Annotated in this window: 13 protein-coding genes, 2 tRNA genes and 1 riboswitch; of the genes, 7 read left to right on the forward strand and 8 right to left on the reverse strand. The window is 61.2% G+C overall.

Translation table 11 applies throughout. The features are described 5' to 3' along the window. Positions 1–92: 92 nt before the first annotated feature. Positions 93–1,541 (forward strand): CoA transferase, encoded by a 1,449-nt coding sequence (locus tag ACNAZA_RS07365; protein WP_415795854.1) that lies wholly within the window; start codon positions 93–95, stop codon positions 1,539–1,541. A gap of 131 nt (positions 1,542–1,672) precedes the next feature. Further along, positions 1,673–2,770 carry a chorismate synthase gene (gene aroC / locus ACNAZA_RS07370; RefSeq protein ID WP_415795855.1) on the forward strand — a complete coding sequence of 366 codons (1,098 nt, stop codon included), beginning with the start codon at positions 1,673–1,675 and terminating at the stop codon, positions 2,768–2,770. A gap of 315 nt (positions 2,771–3,085) precedes the next feature. Here aroC and nrdR read toward each other — a convergent pair whose 3' ends face one another. The 4 genes from nrdR to ACNAZA_RS07390 all read right to left on the reverse strand — a co-directional run bounded on the left by nrdR (position 3,086) and on the right by ACNAZA_RS07390 (position 6,651). Further along, positions 3,086–3,562 (reverse strand): transcriptional regulator NrdR, encoded by a 477-nt coding sequence (gene nrdR / locus ACNAZA_RS07375; RefSeq protein ID WP_120969375.1) that lies wholly within the window; start codon positions 3,560–3,562, stop codon positions 3,086–3,088. A 21-nt stretch (positions 3,563–3,583) separates the two neighbouring features. Continuing rightward, positions 3,584–4,831: a serine hydroxymethyltransferase gene (gene glyA / locus ACNAZA_RS07380; RefSeq protein ID WP_415795857.1), complete on the reverse strand. Its 1,248-nt coding sequence runs from the start codon at positions 4,829–4,831 to the stop codon at positions 3,584–3,586. Positions 4,832–4,865: 34 nt separating this feature from the next. Then, positions 4,866–5,022, reverse strand: a riboswitch (ZMP/ZTP riboswitch). 157 nt (positions 5,023–5,179) lie between these two features. Next, complete coding sequence (locus ACNAZA_RS07385) at positions 5,180–6,094, reverse strand: lytic transglycosylase domain-containing protein (RefSeq protein WP_415795858.1); 915 nt, start codon at positions 6,092–6,094, stop codon at positions 5,180–5,182. Positions 6,095–6,387: 293 nt separating this feature from the next. Then, positions 6,388–6,651 carry a hypothetical protein gene (locus tag ACNAZA_RS07390; RefSeq protein WP_415795859.1) on the reverse strand — a complete coding sequence of 88 codons (264 nt, stop codon included), beginning with the start codon at positions 6,649–6,651 and terminating at the stop codon, positions 6,388–6,390. Positions 6,652–7,055: 404 nt separating this feature from the next. Between ACNAZA_RS07390 and ACNAZA_RS07395 the strand changes: the two genes are divergently transcribed. Both ACNAZA_RS07395 and ACNAZA_RS07400 read left to right on the forward strand, forming a co-directional pair. Next, on the forward strand, positions 7,056–10,955 hold the full coding sequence (locus ACNAZA_RS07395) for a DUF748 domain-containing protein (protein WP_415795860.1): 3,900 nt from the start codon (positions 7,056–7,058) through the stop codon (positions 10,953–10,955). 228 nt (positions 10,956–11,183) lie between these two features. Next, on the forward strand, positions 11,184–13,850 hold the full coding sequence (locus tag ACNAZA_RS07400) for a DUF349 domain-containing protein (RefSeq protein ID WP_415795861.1): 2,667 nt from the start codon (positions 11,184–11,186) through the stop codon (positions 13,848–13,850). A gap of 144 nt (positions 13,851–13,994) precedes the next feature. Here the strand turns inward: ACNAZA_RS07400 and ACNAZA_RS07405 are convergent. Then, positions 13,995–14,079 (reverse strand) — tRNA-Leu (locus tag ACNAZA_RS07405). Positions 14,080–14,221: 142 nt separating this feature from the next. After that, positions 14,222–14,306, reverse strand: a tRNA-Leu gene (locus ACNAZA_RS07410). A gap of 34 nt (positions 14,307–14,340) precedes the next feature. On the opposite strand from ACNAZA_RS07410, the gene rnr reads away from it, so the two are divergent. Next, positions 14,341–17,253: a ribonuclease R gene (gene rnr / locus ACNAZA_RS07415; RefSeq protein WP_415795862.1), complete on the forward strand. Its 2,913-nt coding sequence runs from the start codon at positions 14,341–14,343 to the stop codon at positions 17,251–17,253. A 103-nt stretch (positions 17,254–17,356) separates the two neighbouring features. On the opposite strand, the gene ACNAZA_RS07420 is transcribed toward rnr, so the two are convergent. Continuing rightward, positions 17,357–18,961: an NAD(P)H-hydrate dehydratase gene (locus ACNAZA_RS07420; RefSeq protein WP_415795863.1), complete on the reverse strand. Its 1,605-nt coding sequence runs from the start codon at positions 18,959–18,961 to the stop codon at positions 17,357–17,359. Between the two features lie 95 nt (positions 18,962–19,056). After that, positions 19,057–20,454 carry an amidase gene (locus ACNAZA_RS07425; RefSeq protein ID WP_415795864.1) on the reverse strand — a complete coding sequence of 466 codons (1,398 nt, stop codon included), beginning with the start codon at positions 20,452–20,454 and terminating at the stop codon, positions 19,057–19,059. Between the two features lie 269 nt (positions 20,455–20,723). Between ACNAZA_RS07425 and rpsB the strand changes: the two genes are divergently transcribed. Next, positions 20,724–21,476 carry a 30S ribosomal protein S2 gene (gene rpsB, locus ACNAZA_RS07430; RefSeq protein ID WP_120969360.1) on the forward strand — a complete coding sequence of 251 codons (753 nt, stop codon included), beginning with the start codon at positions 20,724–20,726 and terminating at the stop codon, positions 21,474–21,476. A gap of 109 nt (positions 21,477–21,585) precedes the next feature. Beyond that, positions 21,586–22,479: a translation elongation factor Ts gene (tsf, locus tag ACNAZA_RS07435; protein ID WP_120969357.1), complete on the forward strand. Its 894-nt coding sequence runs from the start codon at positions 21,586–21,588 to the stop codon at positions 22,477–22,479. The last annotated feature ends 57 nt before the right edge of the window (positions 22,480–22,536 follow it).

Raw genomic sequence — 22,536 nt, forward strand, 5'->3', positions numbered from 1 at the left:
TCCAACCTCAAACCCGCAAGCCTGGCTGTGCGGGTTTTTTGTTTTTTCAATGAAATTGCCGTGAAGCGCTTAGCTGTCAAGCGCTGTTTGCTATGAAAAATATTGAAAACGCTTCAGATTTTGATGCTGCTGTCAGTGCGAATGCCGTCTCGGCCTTGCACGGACTGTGGGCGCAGTGCGGGCTTGATCCCCAGGCTTTGCAGCGCGCGCAACTGACGGGCCAGGCCCAGGGCTTTGCCGCCAGCTTTGCGGCGGCCGATCTGGTGCAGGCCAGTGTGGGCGCAGCGGCCTTGATGGCGACCGAGATCGGCGACTTGCGCGATGGCAGCCGGCCTGCGCAAACCGTGGCCATCAGCGCCCAGCACGCGGCGTTTGAAAGCAGCGGCTACTTTCTGCTTGATGGCCTGCAACCCGATCTCTGGTCGCCCATCTCCGGTCTCTATGCCTGCGGCGCGGCGGTGGGCGCGCCCGGCTGGGTGCGTATTCATGCCAATTTCGAGCATCACCGCGATGGCGCGCTGGCGCTGCTAGGCTTGGCGCCCGGGCCGGACACGCCCAGGGCCGCCGTGGAGCAGGCGCTGCAGCAGTGGAGTGCAGAGCGTTTTGAAGTGGCGGCGGCGCAACAAGGCCTGCCGATTGCCGCATCGCGCAGCCATGAAGCATGGCAGGCGCTGGGTCATGCGGCCGTCATTGCCGCCCAGCCGCTGGTGGCGATCGAACGCATGGGCGACGCACCGCCCATGGCTTGGCCTGTATTGGGGGCGGAGCAGCGGCCTTTGGCGGGTCTCAAGGTGCTGGATTTGACGCGCATTCTGGCAGGCCCCGTGGCCGGGCGCACGCTGGCAGCCTATGGTGCGCAGGTGATGCTGATCAACAGCCCGCATCTGCCCAATATCGATGCCATTGCCGACACCAGCCGCGGAAAGCGTTCGGCCCATGTGGATCTGGAGACGGCGCAGGGCCGTGAGGCGCTGAGGGCCTTGCTGGGCCAGGCCCATGTCTTTATGCAGGCCTATCGCCCCGGTGCGCTGGCGGCCAAGGGTTTCGGTGCGGAGCAGCTGGCGCAACTGCGCCCCGGCATTGTGGTGGGCGAGTTGTGCGCCTATGGCTGGCAAGGTCCGTGGGCCGGGCGGCGTGGTTTTGATTCGCTGGTGCAGACGGCCACCGGCATCAACGCCGATGAAGCGGCGGCCCGTGGTCTGGCCAAGCCGCAAGTCCTGCCCATGCAGGCGCTGGACTATGGGGCGGGCTTTCTGCTGGCTTTTGGCGTACAGGCGGCCTTGCTGCGCCAGGCCCGGGAGGGCGGCAGCTGGCGGGTGCGCGTCACTCTGGCAGGTGTGGCGCACTGGTTGCGCAGCCTGGGGCGTGTGGAGCAGCCGCAATGGAGCGAGGCAAGGCCCGATATCACGCCATATCTGGAAATGCTGGACAGCGGCTTTGGGCGGCTGCAGGCCGTGCGCCATTGCGCGCAGTTTTCGCGCACGCCTGCAGCCTGGGACAGGCCTTCGGTGCCACCGGGCACGGATGAGGCGCACTGGTAAGCGGCGCGGCAAGCGCGGGTGACAGGGGGACGGGTTTTTGCCTTGCAGCGAGGGCAGGACAAGCCAGCAATGCCGAAGCAAGAAGGCGGCTGCGGCACCTGGGCCGCCACATCAACGATAATCCGCAGTCTATGAGCGGCAATACCTTTGGCACAATTTTCACGGTTACGAATTTTGGTGAATCTCACGGTCCGGCCATTGGCTGTGTGATTGACGGCTGCCCTCCGGGCATGGAGCTGAGCGAGGCAGACATCCAGCATGATCTGGATCGCCGCCGCCCCGGTACCAGCAAGTTCGTGACCCAGCGCAATGAACCCGATGCCGTCGAGATTCTCTCGGGCGTGTACGAGGGCAAGACCACGGGCACGCCGATTGCGCTGCTGATCCGCAACACGGACCAGCGCAGCAAGGATTACTCCAATATTGCGCAGAGCTTCCGCCCCGGTCATGCCGACTATGCTTATTTTCAGAAGTACGGCATCCGCGATCCGCGCGGTGGCGGCCGCTCTTCGGCACGATTGACGGCGCCCACGGTGGCGGCGGGTGCCGTGGCCAAGAAGTGGCTCAAGGAAAAGTTCGGTACCGAGTTTCGCGCCTGCATGACGCAGATCGGCGAGCTGCCCATCGGTTTCGAGAGTTGGGAGCATGTGCCCCACAACCCTTTCTTCGCACCCGTGGCCGATGTGAGCCAGTACGAGGAATACATGGAGCAGCTGCGCAAGAGCGGCGACTCCTGCGGTGCGGCTCTGCACGTGAACGCCAGCAACATGCCCGTTGGCCTGGGCCAGCCCCTGTATGACCGACTGGATGCCGATATTGCCTACGCCATGATGGGTTTGAATGCCGTCAAGGCCGTGGAAATTGGCGCTGGCTTCGACAGCGTGGCCCAGCGCGGCACCACGCATGGCGATTCGCTGAGCCCCGAGGGTTTCCGCAGCAACAATGCCGGCGGCATTGTGGGCGGTATCAGCACCGGCCAGGATCTGGAAGTGCGCATTGGCATCAAGCCCACCAGCTCCATCATCACGCCGCGTGAGTCGATTGACGTGCACGGCCAGAGTGCCGAAGTCATCACCAAGGGCCGCCATGACCCCTGCGTGGGCATTCGCGCCGCACCCATTGCCGAGGCGCTGCTGGCGCTGGTGGTGATGGATCACGCGCTGCGCCACCGCGCCCAGTGTGGGGATGTGGATTCGGGCCTGAAGCCGATTCCTGCTGCAGCGCCCTGAGCTTTGAATCGCCGCATGGCGCGGAGCAAGCCGGCCCCGCGCTATGCTTGAAAACTCGATAGTTCGTATCAACGCCAGCCCCGGCATCTATCGCCAGGGTTGGCGTTGTGCTTTGTGGGGCACGGCAGCGGGGCTGTAGCCCGTACTCATTGAATTTGCTATTGAATTAAAAGCTAATGGCGCTTGATTGCATTGCACTTCAGGTGCGTTTAAAACTGAATTTCTTGACTGGCAAGCGCATCCCGCTTCTGTTTTTGCTGCGATTGGCAAAAACAACAAAGCCACCCGAGGGTGGCTTTGGCTGCGGCAGAGAACTTATTTCTTGGGCGGCTTGGGATTCTTGGGACTGCGCACCTCATCCATGATGCTGGTGAAATCGTCCACATCCTTGAAGCTGCGGTACACGCTGGCAAAGCGGATATAACCCACCTTGTCCATGCCCTTGAGTTCTTCCATCACCAGCTCGCCCAAGCGGCTGGAGACCACTTCACGCGTGCCCAGATTCAGCAGCTTGTCTTCGATGCGCTCAATGGCGGCATCGATGAGTTCGGTGCTCACCGGGCGTTTGCGCAAGGCAATCTGGAAAGAACCCTGCAATTTGCCGCGCTCGTATTCAATGCGCCGGCCGTCCTTTTTCACCACCGTGGGAAAGCTGACCTCGGGTCGCTCGTAGGTGGTAAAGCGTTTGTCGCAGCCGCCGCAGCGGCGGCGACGGCGAATGAAGGCCCCGTCTTCGGACTCGCGTGTCTCAACGACTTGCGTGTCCGGGTGATTGCAGAAGGGACACTTCATGGCAGAACGGCAGGGCCTTGATTACTTGCTGTAAACCGGCAGGCGGGCGGTCAGTGCAGCCACCTTCTCACGCACGGCAGCCAGAGTGGCTTCGTCGTTGGGGTTGTCCAGCACGTCGGCCACCAGGTTGGCGGTGATACGGGTTTCTTCTTCGCCGAAACCACGGGTGGTCATGGCGGGAGTACCGATGCGGATGCCGCTGGTCACGAATGGCTTTTCGGGATCGTTGGGGATTGCGTTCTTGTTCACGGTGATGTGAGCCAGACCCAGAGCCGCTTCAGCAGCCTTGCCGGTAATGCCCTTGGCGCGCAGGTCCACCAGCATGACGTGGCTTTCGGTGCGACCGGAGACGATGCGCAGACCGCGTTCGGTCAGCGTGTCGGCCATGACCTTGGCGTTCTTGACCACTTGTTCCTGGTAAGCCTTGAACTCAGGAGTCAGGGCTTCCTTGAACGCCACGGCCTTGCCGGCGATCACGTGCATCAGCGGGCCGCCTTGCAGGCCGGGGAAGATGGCGCTGTTCAGCGCCTTCTCGTGCTCGGCCTTCATCAGGATCACGCCGCCACGGGGGCCGCGCAGGCTCTTGTGGGTGGTGGTGGTGACCACGTCGGCGTGGGGCACGGGGTTGGGATACACACCAGCAGCGATCAGACCGGCGTAGTGAGCCATGTCCACCCACAGGATGGCGCCGACTTCCTTGGCGATCTTGGCGAAGCGCTCGAAATCGATGTGCAGAGCGTAGGCAGAGGCGCCGGCAACGATGATGCGGGGCTTGTGCTCGCGCGCCAGCTCTTCCATCTTGTCGTAGTCGATGGCTTCGTTGGCATCCAGACCGTAGGAAACGGCCTTGAACCACTTGCCGGACATGTTCAGCGCCATGCCGTGGGTCAGGTGACCGCCTTCGGCCAGGCTCATGCCCAGAATGGTGTCGCCGGGCTTGGCAAACGCCATCAGCACGGCCTGGTTGGCTTGCGAGCCGGAATTGGGTTGCACGTTGGCGGCTTCAGCGCCAAAGATTTGCTTGATGCGGTCGATGGCCAGTTGCTCGACCACGTCCACATGCTCGCAGCCACCGTAGTAACGCTTGCCTGGATAGCCTTCGGCGTACTTGTTGGTCAGCTGGGAGCCTTGGGCTTCCATCACGGCGGGCGAGCAGTAGTTCTCGCTGGCGATCAGCTCGATGTGCTCTTGCTGGCGATGGTTTTCAGCCTGGATGGCGGCAAACAGTTCGGGGTCGACTTTCTCGACGGTATCGGTGCGTTGAAACATGGCAGTCCTGTGAACTTGAAATTCCCTTGAGGCCAAGGGCTGCCCAGGCGAACGGCTGAAACGCTTGCGGGTTGCAATCGCTGCGACCTTGGGCGGTACGCTCCCCGGTGGTTCACAGACCTTGCAGTCTGCTGGTTTCCACGTCAGCGGCAGAGAAATTTCTGCGCCTATCGCCAGTTGCGTACACCCGCTAGTGTAGCTGAGCCGGGCCGGGCTTTCCCCAAGCTCCCGCTGCAAGTCCATGGGCTTTGTTGCGTTTTGTGCATTTGCACAAAAGCTGCCGGCACTGGAGTGGCACCAATGAAAAGAGCTGGCCATGGCCAGCTCCCGGGTGCAGAGGCAGACGCCTTACATTTGCCCTACGTTGGCCTGGGCCAGCTTGACGACGTTCTTGTCGAGCGCTGCCGAGGGCTGGCTCAGGCTGTCGATGGCCGAGGAGGTGAGGGTATCCTTGGCATGTGTCGAAGGATTGGCCTTGACCTTTTGCGCAGGCGCATCGGCCTTGGCTGTCAACAGAGAGTCGCCGCGCAGACCGACGGCCGCGCGCATGCGCTGGTGTTCGGCCAGTACCTTGGCTGCATAGCCGCCGTCGCTGGGCAGATTGGCGGCGCCCACGTAGTAACGCAGTCCGCCTTCGATGGAGCCGGCACGGGCGATGCAATCCTTGAGCACCTTGACGCCTACCTTGAGGTTGGTCACGGGATCAAAAGCAGCATGCTGGCCGCCAAAGCTCTCGTACTTGTCGGTGTGCACCGAAGTCATGACCTGCATCAGGCCCTGGGCACCGACCGAGCTTTGGGCAAAGGGGTTGAAGCTCGATTCAATGGCCATGATGGCCAGGATCAGCATGGGGTCCAGCTTGTTGGCCTTGCCCTGGGCATAGGCTTCGCTGACCAGAGCCGCCAGGGGCTCGGGTGCTACGCGGTACTTCTTGCTCAGCCAGTAGGCTACGGCAGCCTGCTCTTTGGGCAGGCTCTTGGGATTGGCGGCCGTGGCACGGTCGCTGGCTGCGACCATGGCGGTGGCCACATCTTCGACAGCAACTTCAGCTTCGGCCATCACGGGCTGGCGGGCATCCAACCATTGGCGCAGCTGGCTTTCACCAGCGAGCCGCAGATCGGGGCGGGAGATCAAAATCAAGGCCGAGATGGCCACGGCCAAGCCCAGGAGGGCGAAACCGTTGTGGGTGAGAGCAAGAAAACCATGGGCCACTTTGTGGCCCAACGTTCGCGCGGAGGCGACCAATTTTTCTGACGCTGGCATAGCTTGTCCTTTCTGGAGGGCTGCCCCGGGGCATCGCTATGCAACCTGGATGGTTGGCGAATTGCCGTTGGCAACGACCTCAATGAGGTTTTGCTGCGGGCCGACTAAAAGCGCCTGGGCCGGAGTGTCCGGAAGGCGTATGTCGGTCTGCTCAGTCGTGAGGCAGCGGAAACAAAAAACGCTCTTTTCGAGCGCTGGCGGATTCTAGGAGTCCTCTTAATAATCGGTCAACACTAACAAAAATAGTTTTAATATTTTAAAGTAATATTAAAGCTGTATAAAAGCACAGCTATTTACAAGAAGGTCTTCGGGAAATCACCACTACAAGCAGTGTGTGTGCTCACATCCTTATTTGCATCAAAAAAGAGAAATAAAATGAAAAAACGCTGGTAACCCTTTGCCTGCACGGATATAGTGAATCTGCCTGCAAACTGCAGGTGTTCGCCAAAGAAAGGGAAAGGCAAACCTAGCCAAGGCACTTTCAGAGAGCTCTGGTCACGTTGCTTGTAATCTTCGCTGAGGCACTCACGGGAGCAATCTCTTGCTTCCAGCAGCAAGGACTTTATCCTCCTTGTCTGCGAAAAAACGGCACAGTCTGGTACTTGCCGTAGGGCCCGGAAGTTGGTTTCGCCACTTCCGGGCTTTCTTGTTTTTGCAGCCTTCCATTCCACCAAATTCTCGCATCGGCATGGCGGCTGAAGTCATTGATTGCCGGCTGCGGAGTGGGTAAGAATGGTGTGAAAAATCTGGCCCGGCGCACCGACTTTCCATAGGACTTCCATGGGAAAAATGCAGCCCTCTATATATAGAGTGTTTTGCGTTTTCATGGAAGCATGAAAGCTGCGCTGCGGCAAGAGTACATTTGCGCCATCGCACGTGCTGACTGCCATGTTTGCTATCGTTGTTTGCGCTGCTGGGGTTGGAGGGCAGCCCCTTGTTCATGTCTTTCAAAAAATCACTCATGCCGCTGCTTTCAACGCATCGTTTGCTACGCCGCCTGATCTGGCTTGTTCTGGGAATTTTGCTGCTGTGGCTGCTCTTGTGGGCATTGCTGCCTATTGTGGTCAAGAGCCAACTGGAAAAACAGGCCTCGGCCAAGTTGGGCCGCCAGGTGCATGTGGGCAAGGTCGAGTTTGCGCCCTGGTCCATGGCCATCAGCTTGCATGATCTGGTGATTGATAAAGCTACAAAAAACGTAGCTAATAGCGTAGATTCAGAAAGCGCTGAAGCTCAAAAAACCTCCGAAAATTCTGCGGAGCCACAGCTGGAGATCAAGCGCATTTTTGTGAATGCTAGCATCCAGTCCCTGTTTCGGCTGGCGCCAGTGCTGGATGCGGTGGAGGTGGACTCGCCCGTGCTGCGTCTCACCCAGCACTCCGTGGGCAAGCTCGATATCGACGATGTGATCGCCAAGCTGTCCGAGCCCAAGGACGAGGCCTCCAAGCCCGTGGACTTTGCGCTCTACAACATTGCCCTGCGCGATGGTCGTATCGAGCTCAATGATGAAGCCGTGCAGCGCAAGCACGAGCTCAAGGCGCTGCAGTTGAGCATTCCCTTCATCAGCAATCTGGCATCCAAGCGTGAAATCAAGGTGCTGCCGCATCTGGCGTTTGAACTCAATGGCAGCCAGTTCGCCTCTACAGGCGAGAGCACGCCTTTTGCCGACAATCGCCAGACGGCGCTCAATCTCCAATGGGCGCATATAGACCTGAAGCCTTATCTGGGCTATGTGCCTGAGTCTGTGCCGGTCAAGCCTGTGTCCGGTGTGCTGGATACGGATTTGCAAATCGCGTTCGAGCAGCAGGAGCAAGCCGTGGTGCGCCTCAATGGCAAACTGACGCTCTCCGAGGTGGAGCTGCGGGACCGTCAGAGTGCGCCGCTCTTGAGCTTTGAGTCGCTTCAGGTGCAGCTGAAGAATACGCAGCCGCTGCAAAACCAGATCACGCTGGAGTCGGTGCGCTGGGTCAAACCCGAAATTCACGCCAGTCGCGATGCACAAGGCGTGATCAACTGGCTGGGTCTGTCTGCTGGCAATGACCAAGCCAGCAAGGCTGCTGAGGCCAAGCCGCAGACCGATGAACAAACGGTGGCTGCAAACAAGGCCGTTGAGCCGGCTAAACCGGCCGCATCGGCTTCCCCGCTGCAGATTGCGGTGCAGCAATTCAACCTGGATGCCGGCACGGTGCACTGGCGCGATGCCGCCACAGGCGCTGCGCCTGCGGCGCTGACGCTCTCGCCTCTGTCGCTGGAAGTGAGCAGCGTGGCTTGGCCTATGAGCCAGCCGCTGAATCTGACGGCCAGCAGTGAACTGCGCCAAGCTGGCGCTGGCACCCCAGATGCCGGTGCTGCAGCCAAGCTGGAACTGCAAGGTCTGGCTGCCCCCAAGGAGGGCAAACTCAGCATTCAGCTGCAGCAGCTGCCTTTGCAATGGGTGCAGCCCTATCTGGCTGCGCATTTCAAACCTGAGTTGAGCGCCATGCTGGCCAGCCAGGCCGAAGTCTCCTGGGGCGAGGCCGGTGTGATAGCCCATGTCAGTGAATTCACGGCCGACAAGCTGCAGCTACATGACAAACAGACGCCGGTGATGGTGGAGCAAGTCAAGCTGACGGGGGCTCAGGTCGATCTGAGTGCACAGCAGGTGGTGGTGGAATCGATTGCCGTGCAAAAGCCCCAGCTGGCTGTGGTGCGTGATGCCCAAGGTCGCTGGATGTACCAGCAGTGGTTGCCTGCGCCCGGCAAGACTGCGGTCAAGCAGCAGGGCAGGGCGGATGGCAAGACCGAAGCCAAGTCCTGGGCCGTCAAGCTGGCGGCGCTGGCGGTAGACGGCGGTGCCATTCAATTCAAGGATCTGGCGCCTGTGCCGGATCAGGCCAGCCAGGCGGTGCAACTGGAGCTGAGCGCGCTGCGCGTGCGCCTGGGCACTTTCGAGCCGCTGACTCAAAAGGCCGCTCCCACGCCGCTTGAGCTGTCTGCCAAGATTGCCTCGGGCCGTCGCGTGCAGGCGGGCAGTATTCAATTCAAGGGCCAGTTTGGCCTGACGCCAGCCTCTGCCCAGGGGCAGTTGCAGGTCAACGCCTTGCCCTTGCATGCGTTCGAGCCTTATTTTGGCCGCAAGCTCAATGTGAATCTGGTGCGCGCCGATGGCAATTTCAAAGGCAAGCTCAGTTTCGAGGCCTTGGCCAAGGGTCCCAAGCTCAGTGTGCAAGGGGATGTAGCGCTGCTTGATATGCGCATGCGCTCTACCCTGGCGGAGCCCGTCAGGCAGGAGAGCGGCGCGCCCAGCACTGCCAAGGGCGCGCTGACGGCTGTGCTCAATGACTCCACGGCAGACCGCGCCAAGGACTTGGCGAGCAAGACCGGTCTGGGCTTGGGCGATGACTTGCTGGCCTGGAGAACACTGGCCGTGCGCGGACTGGATTTGAATCTGCAGCCCACGCAGCCGCTGCGCGTCAGCGTGCGTGAGACGGCGCTGAGCGACTTCTTTGCCCGCGTTATCGTGCAGCGCAACGGCCGGATCAACTTGCAGGATATCGTGAAGACCGAGACGTCCGAGCAATCCGTGGCGCAGAACGAGCTGGCCAATGCCCAGGCCGCAGCCGGTGCCAAGCCTGATGCCGCCAAGCCTGCCGAGCCTGTCAAGGCCGAGGATAGCGGCCCCGCGCCCATCATCACGGTGGGCCCGATTGTGCTGACGGGCGGCAAGGTGCAGTTTTCCGACTATTTCATCCAGCCCAATTACTCGGCCGATCTGAGCGATCTGGCGGGTCGCCTCAGTGCTTTCTCTTCCCGGTTGCCGCCAGGCCAGACGGAGCCGCAAATGGCCGATCTGGAAATCAAGGGCAGGGCGCAGGGCACGGCTTCGCTGGAGATCACCGGCAAGATCAACCCGCTGGCCAAGCCTTTGGCGCTGGACGTGCGTGCGCAAATGCGGGATCTGGAGCTCTCGCCCCTGTCGCCTTACTCCATCAAGTACGCAGGTCACGGCATTGAGCGCGGCAAGCTGCATATGGATGTGAACTACAAGGTGCAGCCCGATGGACAGCTCACGGCTTCCAACAAGCTGGTGCTGCATCAGCTGACCTTTGGCGATGCGGTGCAGGGCGCACCGGCTTCGCTGCCGGTGCGTCTGGCCGTGGCCTTGCTGGCCGACCGCAATGGCGTGATTGACCTGGATCTGCCCATCAGCGGCTCGCTCAACGACCCGCAATTCCGCCTGGCGCCAATCATCTTCAAGGTGATTGGCAATCTCATCATGAAGGCCGTGACGGCACCGTTTGCCCTGCTGTCGGGAGCGTTCTCGGGCGGCGACGAATCAGGTGCCGTCACTTTTGCTCCCGGTAGTGCTGAGCTCGATGCCAAGGCCAAGGAAAATCTGAGCAAGATCGTCAAATCGCTGAGCGACAGGCCGGCGCTCAAAATGACGGTGGTGGGGGAGTCCCGCGAGGCCGAGGACAGGCAGGGCTGGAAGTTGGCGCAACTCGATCGTTTGCTGCTGGCACAAAAGCGCCGCGAAGCGATTCGTGATGGCAAGAACGGCGATGAGGTGCGCGGCGTGACGGATGCCGAGCGCCCAGCGCTGCTCAAGGCGGTCTACAGCCGTGCCGATGTAAAAAAGCCCCGTAACATGATCGGTATTGCCAAGGATTTGCCCGCCGAGCAGATGAAGGCCTTGCTGATCGATAACATTGGCGTGCCCGATGACGCCATGCGCGAGCTGGCGCTGGCCCGTGGTGTGGCGGTGCGTGACTATCTGGCCAGCCAGAATCTGCCTCTGGAGCGCCTGTTTCTGGGGGCTCCCAAGACCGAAGGACAGGGCCAGGACTGGACGCCGCGCGCCCAGCTCAGCCTGTCTGCACAGTGATATGTCAAACGCTGAAAGCCAAGGCTATTCAGCGTTTTTTGGCTCGTCTTCAAATAAAGGCGAAAATACGGGTTTGTCCAAGCGCTTGCAGGCATCATCGATGCACCTGCTGGCGTCTGGACTTGCGCTTGCAATGTCCACCCCCATATGGGCGGCAATGGTTTCGCCACCGGGCGGTGCCAAGCATTCTCTAACTGATACATGTCATCTATTTCTCCTAGCAGCACCATGTCTGATGCACCTGAAGTGAACCCGGCCTCTGCCAAGAATTCCGAGCAACATCCGCTGGATGCATTGACGGGTGGTGCTTTTTCCGCCGAAACCTCGGGCGACCGCGCCGCGCGTATCCGTGACTGGCTCACCACGCAACCTTCGGTGGAGCAGCTCCAGGAAGTGCACAAGGAACTGAGCGCGCGCGATAAGAGCGCTGCGCGTGCCGTGCGCGAGCGTCTGGACGAAATCCGTCGCACCGAAAACCAGGAAAAAATTTCCGTGGAATGGGCTGAAAAAGCCCAGGCCCTGCTGGCCGCCACGCCTTTTGACGCCGCTGCCGCAGTGGCCTGGCAGCGCGATGCCGCCAAGGCCGGCGCTGCGCTCTCGCGCGAGCCGTTGTCCCAGTTCAAGGCCCAGTTTGCCGAGCGCGTGAAGGCCGTGGAAGATCTGCAGCACCGCACCCAGGTGCAGCGCGAAGTGGCTTTGCTGCTGGCGCAGCGCATTGAAGTGCTGTCCACCAAGTCCTGGCGTGATGCCAAGGCCGTGCTCGAAGCGCTGGGCAGCGACGTTGGCCGCTGGCAAGAACAGGCCAAGGAGCTGACCGGTGACGCGGCCTGGGGCAGTGTGGACAGCCGTTTCCCTCCTCAATTGGAAGCGGCATCTGCACAGCTGGCGCTGGTTTGGGATGCTTTCCAGTCTGCATTGGCTCAGACCGAAGCCGCAGCGGCCGACGAAAGCGCTCCTTTGCCCACCGTGCCCGTGTGGGCCGACGAAATCCGTGTGGGCCGTGGCCTGCCGCCAGAAACCGCTCAGGCAGATGCTGCAAGGCCTGCCCAGGCCCGTGCTGCTGCGCCCAAGAGCAACAAGCCTTCGCAAGAGCAGGTCGATGCAGCCAAGGCTGCTTTGAGCCAGGCGCTGGAAGCGCTGAAGGCGGAAACTGCTGCTGGTAACAGCAAGGCCGGCTCGGCAGCTGTGCAAGCGATGCGCGCAGCCATCAAGTCGCACGGCCGTTTTGTAGACGGAGCCTTGGTGACCGAGGTGCATGAAGCGTTGGTGGCTGCCGGTGAAGCCGACGGCTGGCAGCGCCAGAACGCAGACAAGCTGCGTGAAGAGCTGGTGGCCAAGGCCGAAGCTTTGCTGAATCGTCCCGAAGGTCAAGCCCTGGGCGGTCGCAAGATTCAAGAAACCCTGCGTGCCCTGCGCGAGCAGTGGAAGCAGGCCGATCAGGGTGCTGCTGCCAACCATGCGCTGTGGAAGAAGTTTGACGAGGCCTGCAACGCCGCCTACAAGGTGGTCGAAGCCTGGCACGACAAGCTGCGCCAGGACACCACGCAGGCCAAGAGCCAGCGTCTGGCTTTGGTCGAAGAGATCAAGGCCTGGGCTGCCGAGCATGCCTCCAGCGAAGACTGGAAGGGCATGGGTCGTGCTCTGCGTCAGTTTGCCGAACGTTGGCGCGAAAGCGGCCACATTGGCGAGAAGCTGTTTGCCGAGCTGCAGCCGCTGTTCAAGCAAGCCATGTCGGCTGCCGAAGCGCCTCTGCATACCGCACAAAAAGCCAGTCTGCAACGCCGCAACGCCATGATCGACGAAGCCGCTGCACTGGGTGCTGCCCCCAATCTGCGCATCGATGCCGTCAAGGAATTGCAGCAGCGCTGGCAGGCCGAAGCCCAGGGCGTGCCCCTGGATCGCAAGCATGAGCAAAAGCTGTGGGATGCATTCCGCAAGCCGCTGGACGAAGCCTTCAACCGCAAGGGCGCCGAGCGTGGCGCGCGCGCACCTGCTGTCGAGCTGTCCGAGCACGACCGCCGTGTACTGGAGGCCTCCAAGGCTGTGGAAGCGGCCAATGCCAGCGGTGATGCCCAGCAGATTCGCACGGCCATGGCCGAGCTGGAATCCGTGCTCAAGGGCCAGGCAGCTGCCAAGGCTGAGGAAATCAAAGCTCAAGCCCAGGCAGATCAAGCATCTGAAGCTGCAGAAACTGAAGCGCCAGAAGCTGTGGTGGCCAAGCCTGCTCGCCCGATTGTGGCCGTGCGCGGCGATGACCGCCCCGGTATGAAGAAGGAAGCTTCTGCTCCCGCTGGCCGCCCAGGCGAGCGCAAGGATGCCGGCCGTGGTCGTGACGGTGCTCGTGGCGACCGCGGAGCTCCTCGCGATGGACGCGATTCGCGCGGCGGTGACCGTGATGGCGCACGTGGCGGCCGCTTTGTGCGTGAAGATCGTGGTCCGCGTCTGGCGGATCCCGCATTCCGTGCGCAGCGCGAAGCCATGGAGCATGCCCAGGAAGCTTTGCGCAAGCTGGCGGCACAGGCCCATGGTGAAGCCCTGAGCCAGCTGATGACGGCTTGGGAAAAGCGTGATGCTGAGCAACTGCCATCGGCCCAGCAACTGGGTGGCCGTGTGACCGTGCCCGTGCGCGCCGCCTGGTCCAGCGCCATTGCTGCTACACCCAAGGGTGATGCGGCTCAGGCGCTGCTGCGCCTTGAAATGGCTGCCGACGTGCCTACGCCTGCCGACCAACTGCAAGCCCGCCGTGCCCTGCAACTACAGTTGCTGACCCGCCGCAACGATCCTTCGCCTCAGGAAACCTGGGGCCAGGATGCGGCACAGGTGCTGGCCAGCACGCGTGAAGAGGCTACGGCTCGTCGCCTGCAGAATGTGCTCAAGCACTTGCTGCGCAAGTAAGGTCTATGCCGGATATGTTCCGGCGCTAACGAAAAAGGGAGTCTGCGGACTCCCTTTTTTATGGTTCTCTGAGATGACTAGCTGTTGCAGCAAAGGCCGCAGAAACGAAAAAGGCTGTTGCGCAAGCAACAGCCTTTCTGTATTTGGTGCCCAGAAGAGGACTCGAACCTCCACGGAGTTACCCGCTAGTACCTGAAACTAGTGCGTCTACCAATTCCGCCACCTGGGCATTTCAGAGTGATTGAATTATATAGCGGGAAAAGCAGCACTCAGGCCGATTGGCGNGATTTTTTNAAAAAATNTACAAAAGAGAAAGANAGGNNCAGGAAACGAAAAAGCCGTTGCATTTGCATGCAACGGCTTGTCGTATTTGGTGCCCAGAAGAGGACTCGAACCTCCACGGAGTTACCCGCTAGTACCTGAAACTAGTGCGTCTACCAATTCCGCCACCTGGGCATCTCAGGAAAGATTTAGATTGTATATCAAAAAAATGAACCCTCGCGCAAATGCCGCTGATATGAACGAAGAAATTTTGGGCACAGTGCAGGGCCACCGAGACGGACATGGCTTTGTGATTCGCGACGACGGTGAGCGCGATATCTACCTTCCTCCCAATGAAATGCGTGCCGTGCTGCACAAGGACAGAGTCCAGGTGCGCATTGCCCGCTACGACCATCGTGGCCGCCCCGAAGGGCGAGTGGCGGAGATTGTGGAGCGTCCGGAGCAGCCCATCATTGGTCGCTTTCTGCAGGAAAGCGGCGTGTGGCTGGTGGCCCCAGAAGACAAGCGTTACGGCCAGGACATACTGATTCCAGCCAATGCCACAGGCTCGGCCACGGTGGGGCAGGTGGTCGTCGTGGAGTTGACCGAGGCCCCGGCCTTGTTTGGTCAGCCCGTGGGGCGCATCGTCGAGGTGCTGGGTGAAGTGGATGATCCCGGCATGGAGATCGAGATTGCCGTGCGCAAATATGGCGTGCCGCATATCTTCTCGCAAGCCTGTCTGGAGCAGGCCAAGGCGCTGCCCGAGACCGTGCGCGCCGTTGACTGCAAGAATCGCATTGATCTGACCGATATTCCGCTGGTCACCATCGATGGCGAGGATGCCCGTGACTTTGACGATGCCGTGTATTGCGAGCCAGCCAAGGTGGGGCGCAGCAAGGGCTGGCGTTTGCTGGTGGCGATTGCCGACGTGAGTCACTATGTGACCACGGGTAGCGATATCGATATTGATGCCTACGATCGCGCCACCAGCGTGTACTTTCCGCGCCGCGTGATTCCCATGCTGCCCGAGAAGCTCAGCAACGGCCTGTGCTCGCTGAATCCGGATGTGGATCGCCTGTGCATGGTCTGCGACATGCTGATCACGGCCAAGGGTGAAATTCACGCCTATCAGTTCTACCCGGCCGTGATGCACAGCCACGCGCGCTTTACCTATACCGAGGTTGCGGCCATCCTGGCCAATACCCGTGGGCCGGAGGCAGCCAAGCGCAAGGATCGCGTGCAGGACTTGCTAAATTTGCATGGTGTCTATCAGGCGCTCTTGAAATCGCGTGAAGAGCGTGGTGCAGTGGATTTCGAGACCACGGAAACGCAAATCGTCTGCGACGACAACGGCCGTATCGAGAAGATCGTGCCGCGTACCCGCAACGAAGCCCACAAGCTGATCGAGGAAGCTATGCTGGCGGCCAACGTCTGCAGCGCCGATTTCATCGAGCAAAGCGGGCAGCTGGGATTGTTCCGTGTGCACGACAAGCCTTCGCCGGAAAAGCAGGACATTCTGCGCAGCTACCTCAAGGCCATGGCCGTGGGCATGTCGATCAGCGACAACCCCACGACCAAGGAGTTCCAGCTGATCGCCGCTGCGACCAAGGATCGCCCCGATGCGCAGCAGATTCACACCATGCTGCTGCGCTCCATGATGCAGGCCTTCTACACGCCTGAAAATTCCGGCCACTTCGGCTTGGCGTTCGAGGCCTATACCCATTTCACCAGCCCCATTCGCCGCTACCCGGACTTGCTGGTACACCGCGTCATCAAGGCCGAGCTTAACGGTACCCATTACAAGCTGCCCGCCTTGCCGGAGCCCGGCGAAGCCGAGGCCAAGATGGCCAAGCGCCTGGCGTCGCGGGTGGTGGAGCCCAGTCAGAAGCCGCGCAAGCGCGCCGCCGCCAAGGAAGTACAGGCTTGGGAAGCTGCCGGCCTGCACTGCAGTGCCAACGAGCGCCGCGCCGATGAGGCCAGCCGTGATGTGGAAGCCTGGCTCAAGTGCAAATACATGCGCGAGCATCTGGGCGAGGAGTTTGCGGGCACGGTGTCTTCGGTCACCACCTTCGGTATTTTTGTGACGCTGGACGCCATGTATGTGGAAGGCTTGGTGCACATCACCGAGCTGGGAGGCGACTACTTCCGCTTTGATGAAGCGCGCCAGGAATTGCGTGGCGAGCGCTCCGGCATTCGCTACGGTATCGGTGCACGCGTTCAGGTGCAGGTCAGTCGCGTGGATCTGGACGGCCGCCGTATCGATTTTCGCCTGGTGCGCGATGGCGAGGACGGTTTGCCTTCGCAAAACCGTGGCAAAAACGAAGGCCGTGGCGATGCGCGCAAGAGCGGACGTGACGATTCGCGCTCGCGACGAGAAGGTCGTGATGGACGCGACAGCCGTGAGAGCCGCGAGGGGCGGGCCGAGCCTGCGCACTCCGATAAGTGGAATCGCCGTGATGCCAAGGCCAACCGGGCCCAGCGCAATACCGCTGCTAACACTGCGGGCGGAGCGGCAGGTCATGGCGGGGCATCCGCCAGTGCGGGAGCCAGTGCAGGCGCATATATGAATAACGCTGCGCCAGAGCAGCGCCATGGCAAGCAAAGCCGCAAGGCAGCTAAAAAAGCCATGCTCAAGAGTGTCAATCTGGCCGCTTTGGAAGCGGAATACGCGAAAAAGCTTGCCAGTACCCCAGCGGTTCCCGCACCTGTACCCGCCCCGGTGCCTGCCCCAGCCCCTGTGGTTGTGGAGCAAGCAGCGGCGCCTGGCAAGAAGGCGCGGAAAAGCGGTCGTAAGAGCGCGGTGCCGGCCTTGTTGTTGCCGCCTGTCGAGCCTCAGTCGGCAGTGGCGGCTCCCGTGGCCAAGGCCGCACCGGCAGCGGAGCCTGCATCTGCGTCAGCAAAGCCGGCTGCTGCCAAGCGCAGCAAGGCGGCGGCCAAGTCCACCAAGCCCGAAACCAAGGCCGCGCCCAAGCCCGAAGCCAAGGCTGTGCCCAAGGCAGCGGCCAAGGTGACGAAAAAGGTCGCAGCCAAGACAGTGGCTAAGACTGCGAACAAGGCAGCGGAGACGGTTGTGGACAAGGTTGAAGCTCAGGCCGAAGCCAAGCCTGCCAAGGTCACAAAGCGCAAGCCCCGCGCGGTTTGAAGTAAGACTTGAGTTGGTTTGGCTGCGCAGCAACGCGCAGCTGAGTGTCTCGCTCAAAGGCCTTGCCGGAATTCATCCGGCAAGGCCTTTGTTGTTTGGCTTGTCAGCGGGTGCGCAGGTGCTGGGCCAAAGCGCTTGCGCTAAAGGGCCGCTCTGCAGGCCACTGGTCGGCGACTTGGCCGTGGCGATAAGCGCCTTGAATGGCGGCCTGCTGCGCACTGAGCCCCTGTGCCCAGAGCGAGGCGATCAATCCTGCCAGTACGTCGCCCGTGCCGCCGGTGGCCAAAAGTGCATTGCCTGTGGGGTTGATCCATAGACTGGACGTGCGCTGCTTGCTATCCAATGCATTGCAGGCGATCACCGAGCCCGACCCTTTGAGCACCACGGTGCAGGCAAATTTTTGTGCCAGTTCGCTGGCCGCCTGCAGTCTGTCGGCCTGAATGCGGGCGGTATCGGTTTGCAGCAGGCGAGCGGCTTCCAGCGGGTGCGGTGTCAGCACCGTGGCCTGGCCGCGGGCGGCGCGGGCAGCCAGCTGCTGCATCAAGTCTGTGGATGCCGCTACGGTGTTGAGTGCATCGGCATCCAGCACCAGGCGCGGGGCTTGTGCCAGCAGCGTGGGCAGCCAGGGGGCAACTGCCAGTCCTCCGCCGCAGCCGCAGACCACGGTGGCGCTGCTCCAGTCTTGCGCATTGGGTTTGCGTAGCATGATCTCGGGCCAGGCCGAGCCGGCTTGATTGGCATGCTGCTCTGCATCGAGCAAGGCCAGCATCACACGCCCTGCGCCGCCGTGCATGGCGGCCAGAGCTGCCAGCCAGGCTGCGCCGACCATGGACAGCCCCCGCTCCGCCAAGCCCTCGCCGCCCAGAATGGCTACATCGCCAAACACGCCCTTGTGGCAGGCATGCTGGCGTGCCGGAGCGAGCTGGGGCGCGCTGAGCAGGGCCAGAGGCGGCTGATTAGTCTGTTGATGTGCGCTGATGTCTGCGCCCAATTCATCCCACCAGATTTGCCCGCATGCATCGCGCCCGGCGCCGGTAAAAAGACCGGGTTGTAGCGTCAGCAAGGCCAGGGTGTGACGCTCGCGGGTGAGGGCTTGCGGCGCAGGGGCTGTTGCACGCCCTGGCGCGAATCCTGGTGCGAATCCCGGCGCATATTGCCCGGTTTGCGCATCCAGGCCAGAGGCAATGTCCACACACAGCAGAGTGCAGGGGCTGTTTTGCACCAGGGTGAGCAGCTGCCGCAATCTTTTGTCTGACTGGTGGCTGCTGTCTGCCTTCAGGCCTATGCCCAGCAAGGCATCGATGCACAGATCTTGTGCTGTCAGTTCGTCGGGTTGTGCGTCCACCCAGATTGCACCGGCTTGTCGAGCCTTGTCCCATGAGGCCCGGGCATCGGCAGGCAGGGCCTCGCGGGCTCGCACATCGCTGATCAGAATGCGGGCATGGGGCAGCTTGCGCCTGAGGCTGGCGGCAGCCTCATATCCGTCGCCGCCGTTATTGCCCGGGCCGCAGACAATCCAGATGGTCTGGGCATGCGGCGCCAGGGCCATGGCCAGGCGTGCGACGGCCTCGCCCGCTCTTTGCATCAGCGTGTGCGGCGGCAGGGCGGCGGCCAGCGTTTGCTCCAGTCTGCGAGTGCTGGCCGTGCTGAAAAGCGGCAGGCCCTGAGGGAAGGCCGAGATTGATGAGGGCGGGAGTATGCGCTGCATGGCCAGAGCATAGCTCCATGCAGCGCAGAAATAATAGGCAAAAACAGCTGCCAGCCTTTATCAGTCAAGCGCAAGCAGCTATTGAAAGCGCAGTTTTATACCGATAGGGCTGGCTGCAGAATCTGTTCGATTGCAGCGCTGATCTGCAACACGGCGTCGTCATGCAGGGCGGCATGCCAGACCATCAAGCCCATGGGTAGCTCATTGGCCGCATGGCAGGGCAGGGAGAGTGCGCAGCCGTCCAGCATATTGATCACGGCGGTATTGCGTAGCAGCAAGCCATTGACGCGGAAAAACTCGGCGTCGCGTTGCGCGTCCAGCTCTGCGTTCACGCCGTCGGCGGGCGCCACCGAGGCGATGGTGGGCGCCGTCATCGGTACGGTAGGCGAGAGCAGGGCGTCATAGGGCGCGATGGCGGTCTGCATGGATTTAATCCACTGCCGACGCGCGGCCCGCAAATCCAGGTAGTCTGCCGCGCTCATGGAGGCGCCGCGTTCTATGCGCGAGCGCACGCGGGGGTCGTAGAGTGCGGCCTGGGCCGGGTCCTTCAGGTATTTGCGGTGCCAGGCATAGCTTTCGGTAGGCGAAAAACCGCCAATTGCGTTGACGGCGTCCAGCGCAAGCAGTTCGGGCAGGTCGATCCATTCGATGCTGGCCCCGGCGGCCTGCAGCTGAGCAATGCTGCGCTCGAAGGCCTGCTGTACGGCCGGTTCGATCTGCTTAAAAAACACCTGTCGCGGTACGGCTAGCCGGCGCTGTTGCAGGTTTTTTTCACTGGTCGAGACTTTGCGATCGGCCAGAATTTCGTGCAGCAAGACGGCATCGCGCACGCTGCGGGTGATGGCGCAGGCGGTATCCAGCGTAGGAGACAAAGGGATGGTGCCGCCTGCAGGCACCAGTGCGGCCGTGCTTTTGAAACCTACCAGGCCATTGAGGGCGGCAGGAATGCGGATGGAGCCGCCGGTGTCGGAGCCCAGGGCGGCCCAGGCTGCACCGCTGGCTACCGAAACGGCGGCCCCCGATGAAGAGCCGCCGGGAATGCGTGCCGGGCGCGAGGGCGCCAGCAAGGGATTGCCGGGGTGGCGGGCATCGAGCGCGGCCGGTGTGCCAAAGTGCGGATTGGTGCCCACGCCGGAGAAGGCAAACTCCGACATATGGGTGCGACCGATAATGGCGGCCCCGGCGGTGCGCAAACGCGCAACGGCCGGGGCATCGCTAGCAGCGGCTGCGGATGATTGCAGCAGCATGGAGCTGGCGGTAGTGGGCGAGCCCCGGGTGTCAAACAGATTCTTGACGGAAATGGCCAGTCCGGCCAGCGGGGTATCGGGCGCAGCAGCCGAAGCTTCGAGGCGCGCTTCTACGAGAAAAGTCTGAGAAAAAACGTTGCCGCACAACGGACTTTGCGCGGCGGCGATGCTCAATTCCATCAGCTGGGAAGCACTGGTTTTGCCTTGGCGTATGTCTTGTACAGCGTCAAACAGGTCGTGTTGCATGGCGATGTGCTAAAATTTTCCGGCTTTGCTGAGGGTTTGCCCTGGAATTGATGAAATGCTTGGCTGCTAAATGCTTGCCGACTCGTTGATTCAGTATCTATGGGCTGATCTGATTCATGCTGATCTCGGACGATTTTTGTGCGCAAGGCGTGCAGCTTGTCCGGCAGCTGCAAGGCAAATAGCAAACCAGTCCCTTCAAGGTGTTGCGCTCACTTGGCTGAGTGCAATCGTTGGGCTGGATTTTAGACCTAACCTTTGAGGTAATTAACATGGCAGTAACAATGCGCGAGATGCTGGAAGCTGGCGTCCACTTCGGTCACCAAACTCGCTTCTGGAACCCCAAGATGGCCCCGTTCATCTTCGGTCACCGCAACAAGATTCACATCATCAACCTGGAAAAGTCGCTGCCGATGTTTCAGGACGCCCAGAAGTTCGCCAAGCAATTGGTGGCCAACGGTGGCACCGTGCTGATGGTGGGTACCAAGCGTCAAGCCCGCGAAATGGTGGCTGCTGAAGCTCAGCGCGCCGGCGTGCCTTACGTCGACCAACGCTGGTTGGGCGGCATGCTGACCAACTTCAAGACCGTCAAGACTTCGATCAAGCGTCTGAAGGATATGAAGGCTCAGCAAGAAACCGGCCTGGAATCCATGTCCAAGAAGGAACAGCTGATGTTCGTTCGCGAACTGGAAAAGCTGGAAAAGGACATCGGCGGCATTCAAGACATGAACGCTCTGCCTGACGCCATCTTCGTGATCGACGTGGGCTTCCACAAGATCGCCGTGGCCGAAGCCAAGAAGCTGGGCATCCCCCTGATCGGTGTGGTGGATACCAACCACAACCCCGAAGGCATCGACTACGTGATCCCCGGTAACGATGACTCCGCCAAGGCTGTGCAGCTGTACGCTCAAGGCATGGCTGACGCCATCCTGGAAGGCCGTGAAGCCCGTCTGAACGACGTGGTCAAGGCCGCCGCCGGTGAAGACGGCGACGAGTTCGTGGAAGTGGAAGAGTCCGCCGCCTAAGCGAAGTCCGGCTGCGCGACCGCATCGCGAGAAAAAGCGGGGCTCTAAGTAGCCCCCTTTTTTTAAGCCGAATTCCTGTAACGAATCGAACAGATACTGGAGAAATACGATGGCAATTACTGCAAGCATGGTCGCTGAACTGCGCGCCAAGACCGACGCCCCCATGATGGAATGCAAGAAGGCTCTGACCGAAGCTGATGGCGATATGGCCAAGGCCGAAGAGCTGCTGCGCGTCAAGCTGGGTACCAAGGCTGGCAAGGCCGCTTCCCGCGTGACTGCCGAAGGCGTCGTGACTGCTTTCATCGAAGGCGGCAAGGGCGGCATGATCGAAGTCAACAGCGAAACTGACTTCGTGTCCAAGAACGACAGCTTCATCGCCATGGCCAACGCCGCTGCCAAGCTGGTGGCCGAGCACAAGCCTGCCGATCTGGAAGCCCTGGGCGCTATCGCCTACGAGCAAGACGGTTTCGGCCCCACTCTGGAAGACGTGCGCAAGGGCCTGATCGGCAAGATCGGCGAGAACATGTCTTTCCGCCGCTTCAAGGCTTTTGACGGCGCCGGCCTGGCTGCTTACGTGCACGGCACGCGCATTGGCGTGGTTGTCGAGTTCGAAGGCGACGCAACTGCCGCCAAGGACGTGGCAATGCACGTGGCCGCCATGAAGCCCGTGGCTCTGACTTCCGCTGACGTGCCTGCCGATCTGATCGCCAAGGAACGCGCTGTGGCCGAAGGCAAGGCTGCCGAGTCCGGCAAGCCCGCTGACATCGCTGCCAAGATGGTTGAAGGCTCGGTGCAGAAGTACCTGAAGGAAGTGTCCCTGGCTGACCAGGTCTTCGTGAAGGCTGCTGACGGCAAGCAAACCGTGGGCCAAATGCTCAAGGCCGCCAACACCACCGTGAAGGCGTTCACCATGTACGTGGTGGGCGAAGGCATTGAGAAGAAGACTGACGACTTTGCCGCTGAAGTGGCTGCCCAGGTGGCAGCAGCCAAGGCTGGTGCGTAAGCCTCAAGCCTGAGCAACAATCGCGGCCTGGAGCCGCGATTGATTTATCTCCCTCCC

The sequence above is a fragment of the Comamonas aquatilis genome (assembly GCF_965139575.1).
Lineage (GTDB): Bacteria > Pseudomonadota > Gammaproteobacteria > Burkholderiales > Burkholderiaceae_C > Comamonas > Comamonas aquatilis.

Excerpts from the sequence above, each read along its gene's own strand:
- tsf (WP_120969357.1), top strand. The coding sequence starts at position 21,586 with ATGGCAATTACTGCAAGCATGGTCGCTGAACTGCGCGCCAAGACCGAC.
- aroC (WP_415795855.1), top strand. The coding sequence starts at position 1,673 with ATGAGCGGCAATACCTTTGGCACAATTTTCACGGTTACGAATTTTGGT.
- rnr (WP_415795862.1), top strand. The coding sequence starts at position 14,341 with ATGAACCCTCGCGCAAATGCCGCTGATATGAACGAAGAAATTTTGGGC.
- rpsB (WP_120969360.1), top strand. The coding sequence starts at position 20,724 with ATGGCAGTAACAATGCGCGAGATGCTGGAAGCTGGCGTCCACTTCGGT.
- ACNAZA_RS07385 (WP_415795858.1), bottom strand. The coding sequence starts at position 6,094 with ATGCCAGCGTCAGAAAAATTGGTCGCCTCCGCGCGAACGTTGGGCCAC.
- ACNAZA_RS07400 (WP_415795861.1), top strand. The coding sequence starts at position 11,184 with ATGTCTGATGCACCTGAAGTGAACCCGGCCTCTGCCAAGAATTCCGAG.
- glyA (WP_415795857.1), bottom strand. The coding sequence starts at position 4,831 with ATGTTTCAACGCACCGATACCGTCGAGAAAGTCGACCCCGAACTGTTT.
- nrdR (WP_120969375.1), bottom strand. The coding sequence starts at position 3,562 with ATGAAGTGTCCCTTCTGCAATCACCCGGACACGCAAGTCGTTGAGACA.
- ACNAZA_RS07425 (WP_415795864.1), bottom strand. The coding sequence starts at position 20,454 with ATGCAACACGACCTGTTTGACGCTGTACAAGACATACGCCAAGGCAAA.
- ACNAZA_RS07395 (WP_415795860.1), top strand. The coding sequence starts at position 7,056 with ATGCCGCTGCTTTCAACGCATCGTTTGCTACGCCGCCTGATCTGGCTT.
- ACNAZA_RS07420 (WP_415795863.1), bottom strand. The coding sequence starts at position 18,961 with ATGCAGCGCATACTCCCGCCCTCATCAATCTCGGCCTTCCCTCAGGGC.
- ACNAZA_RS07365 (WP_415795854.1), top strand. The coding sequence starts at position 93 with ATGAAAAATATTGAAAACGCTTCAGATTTTGATGCTGCTGTCAGTGCG.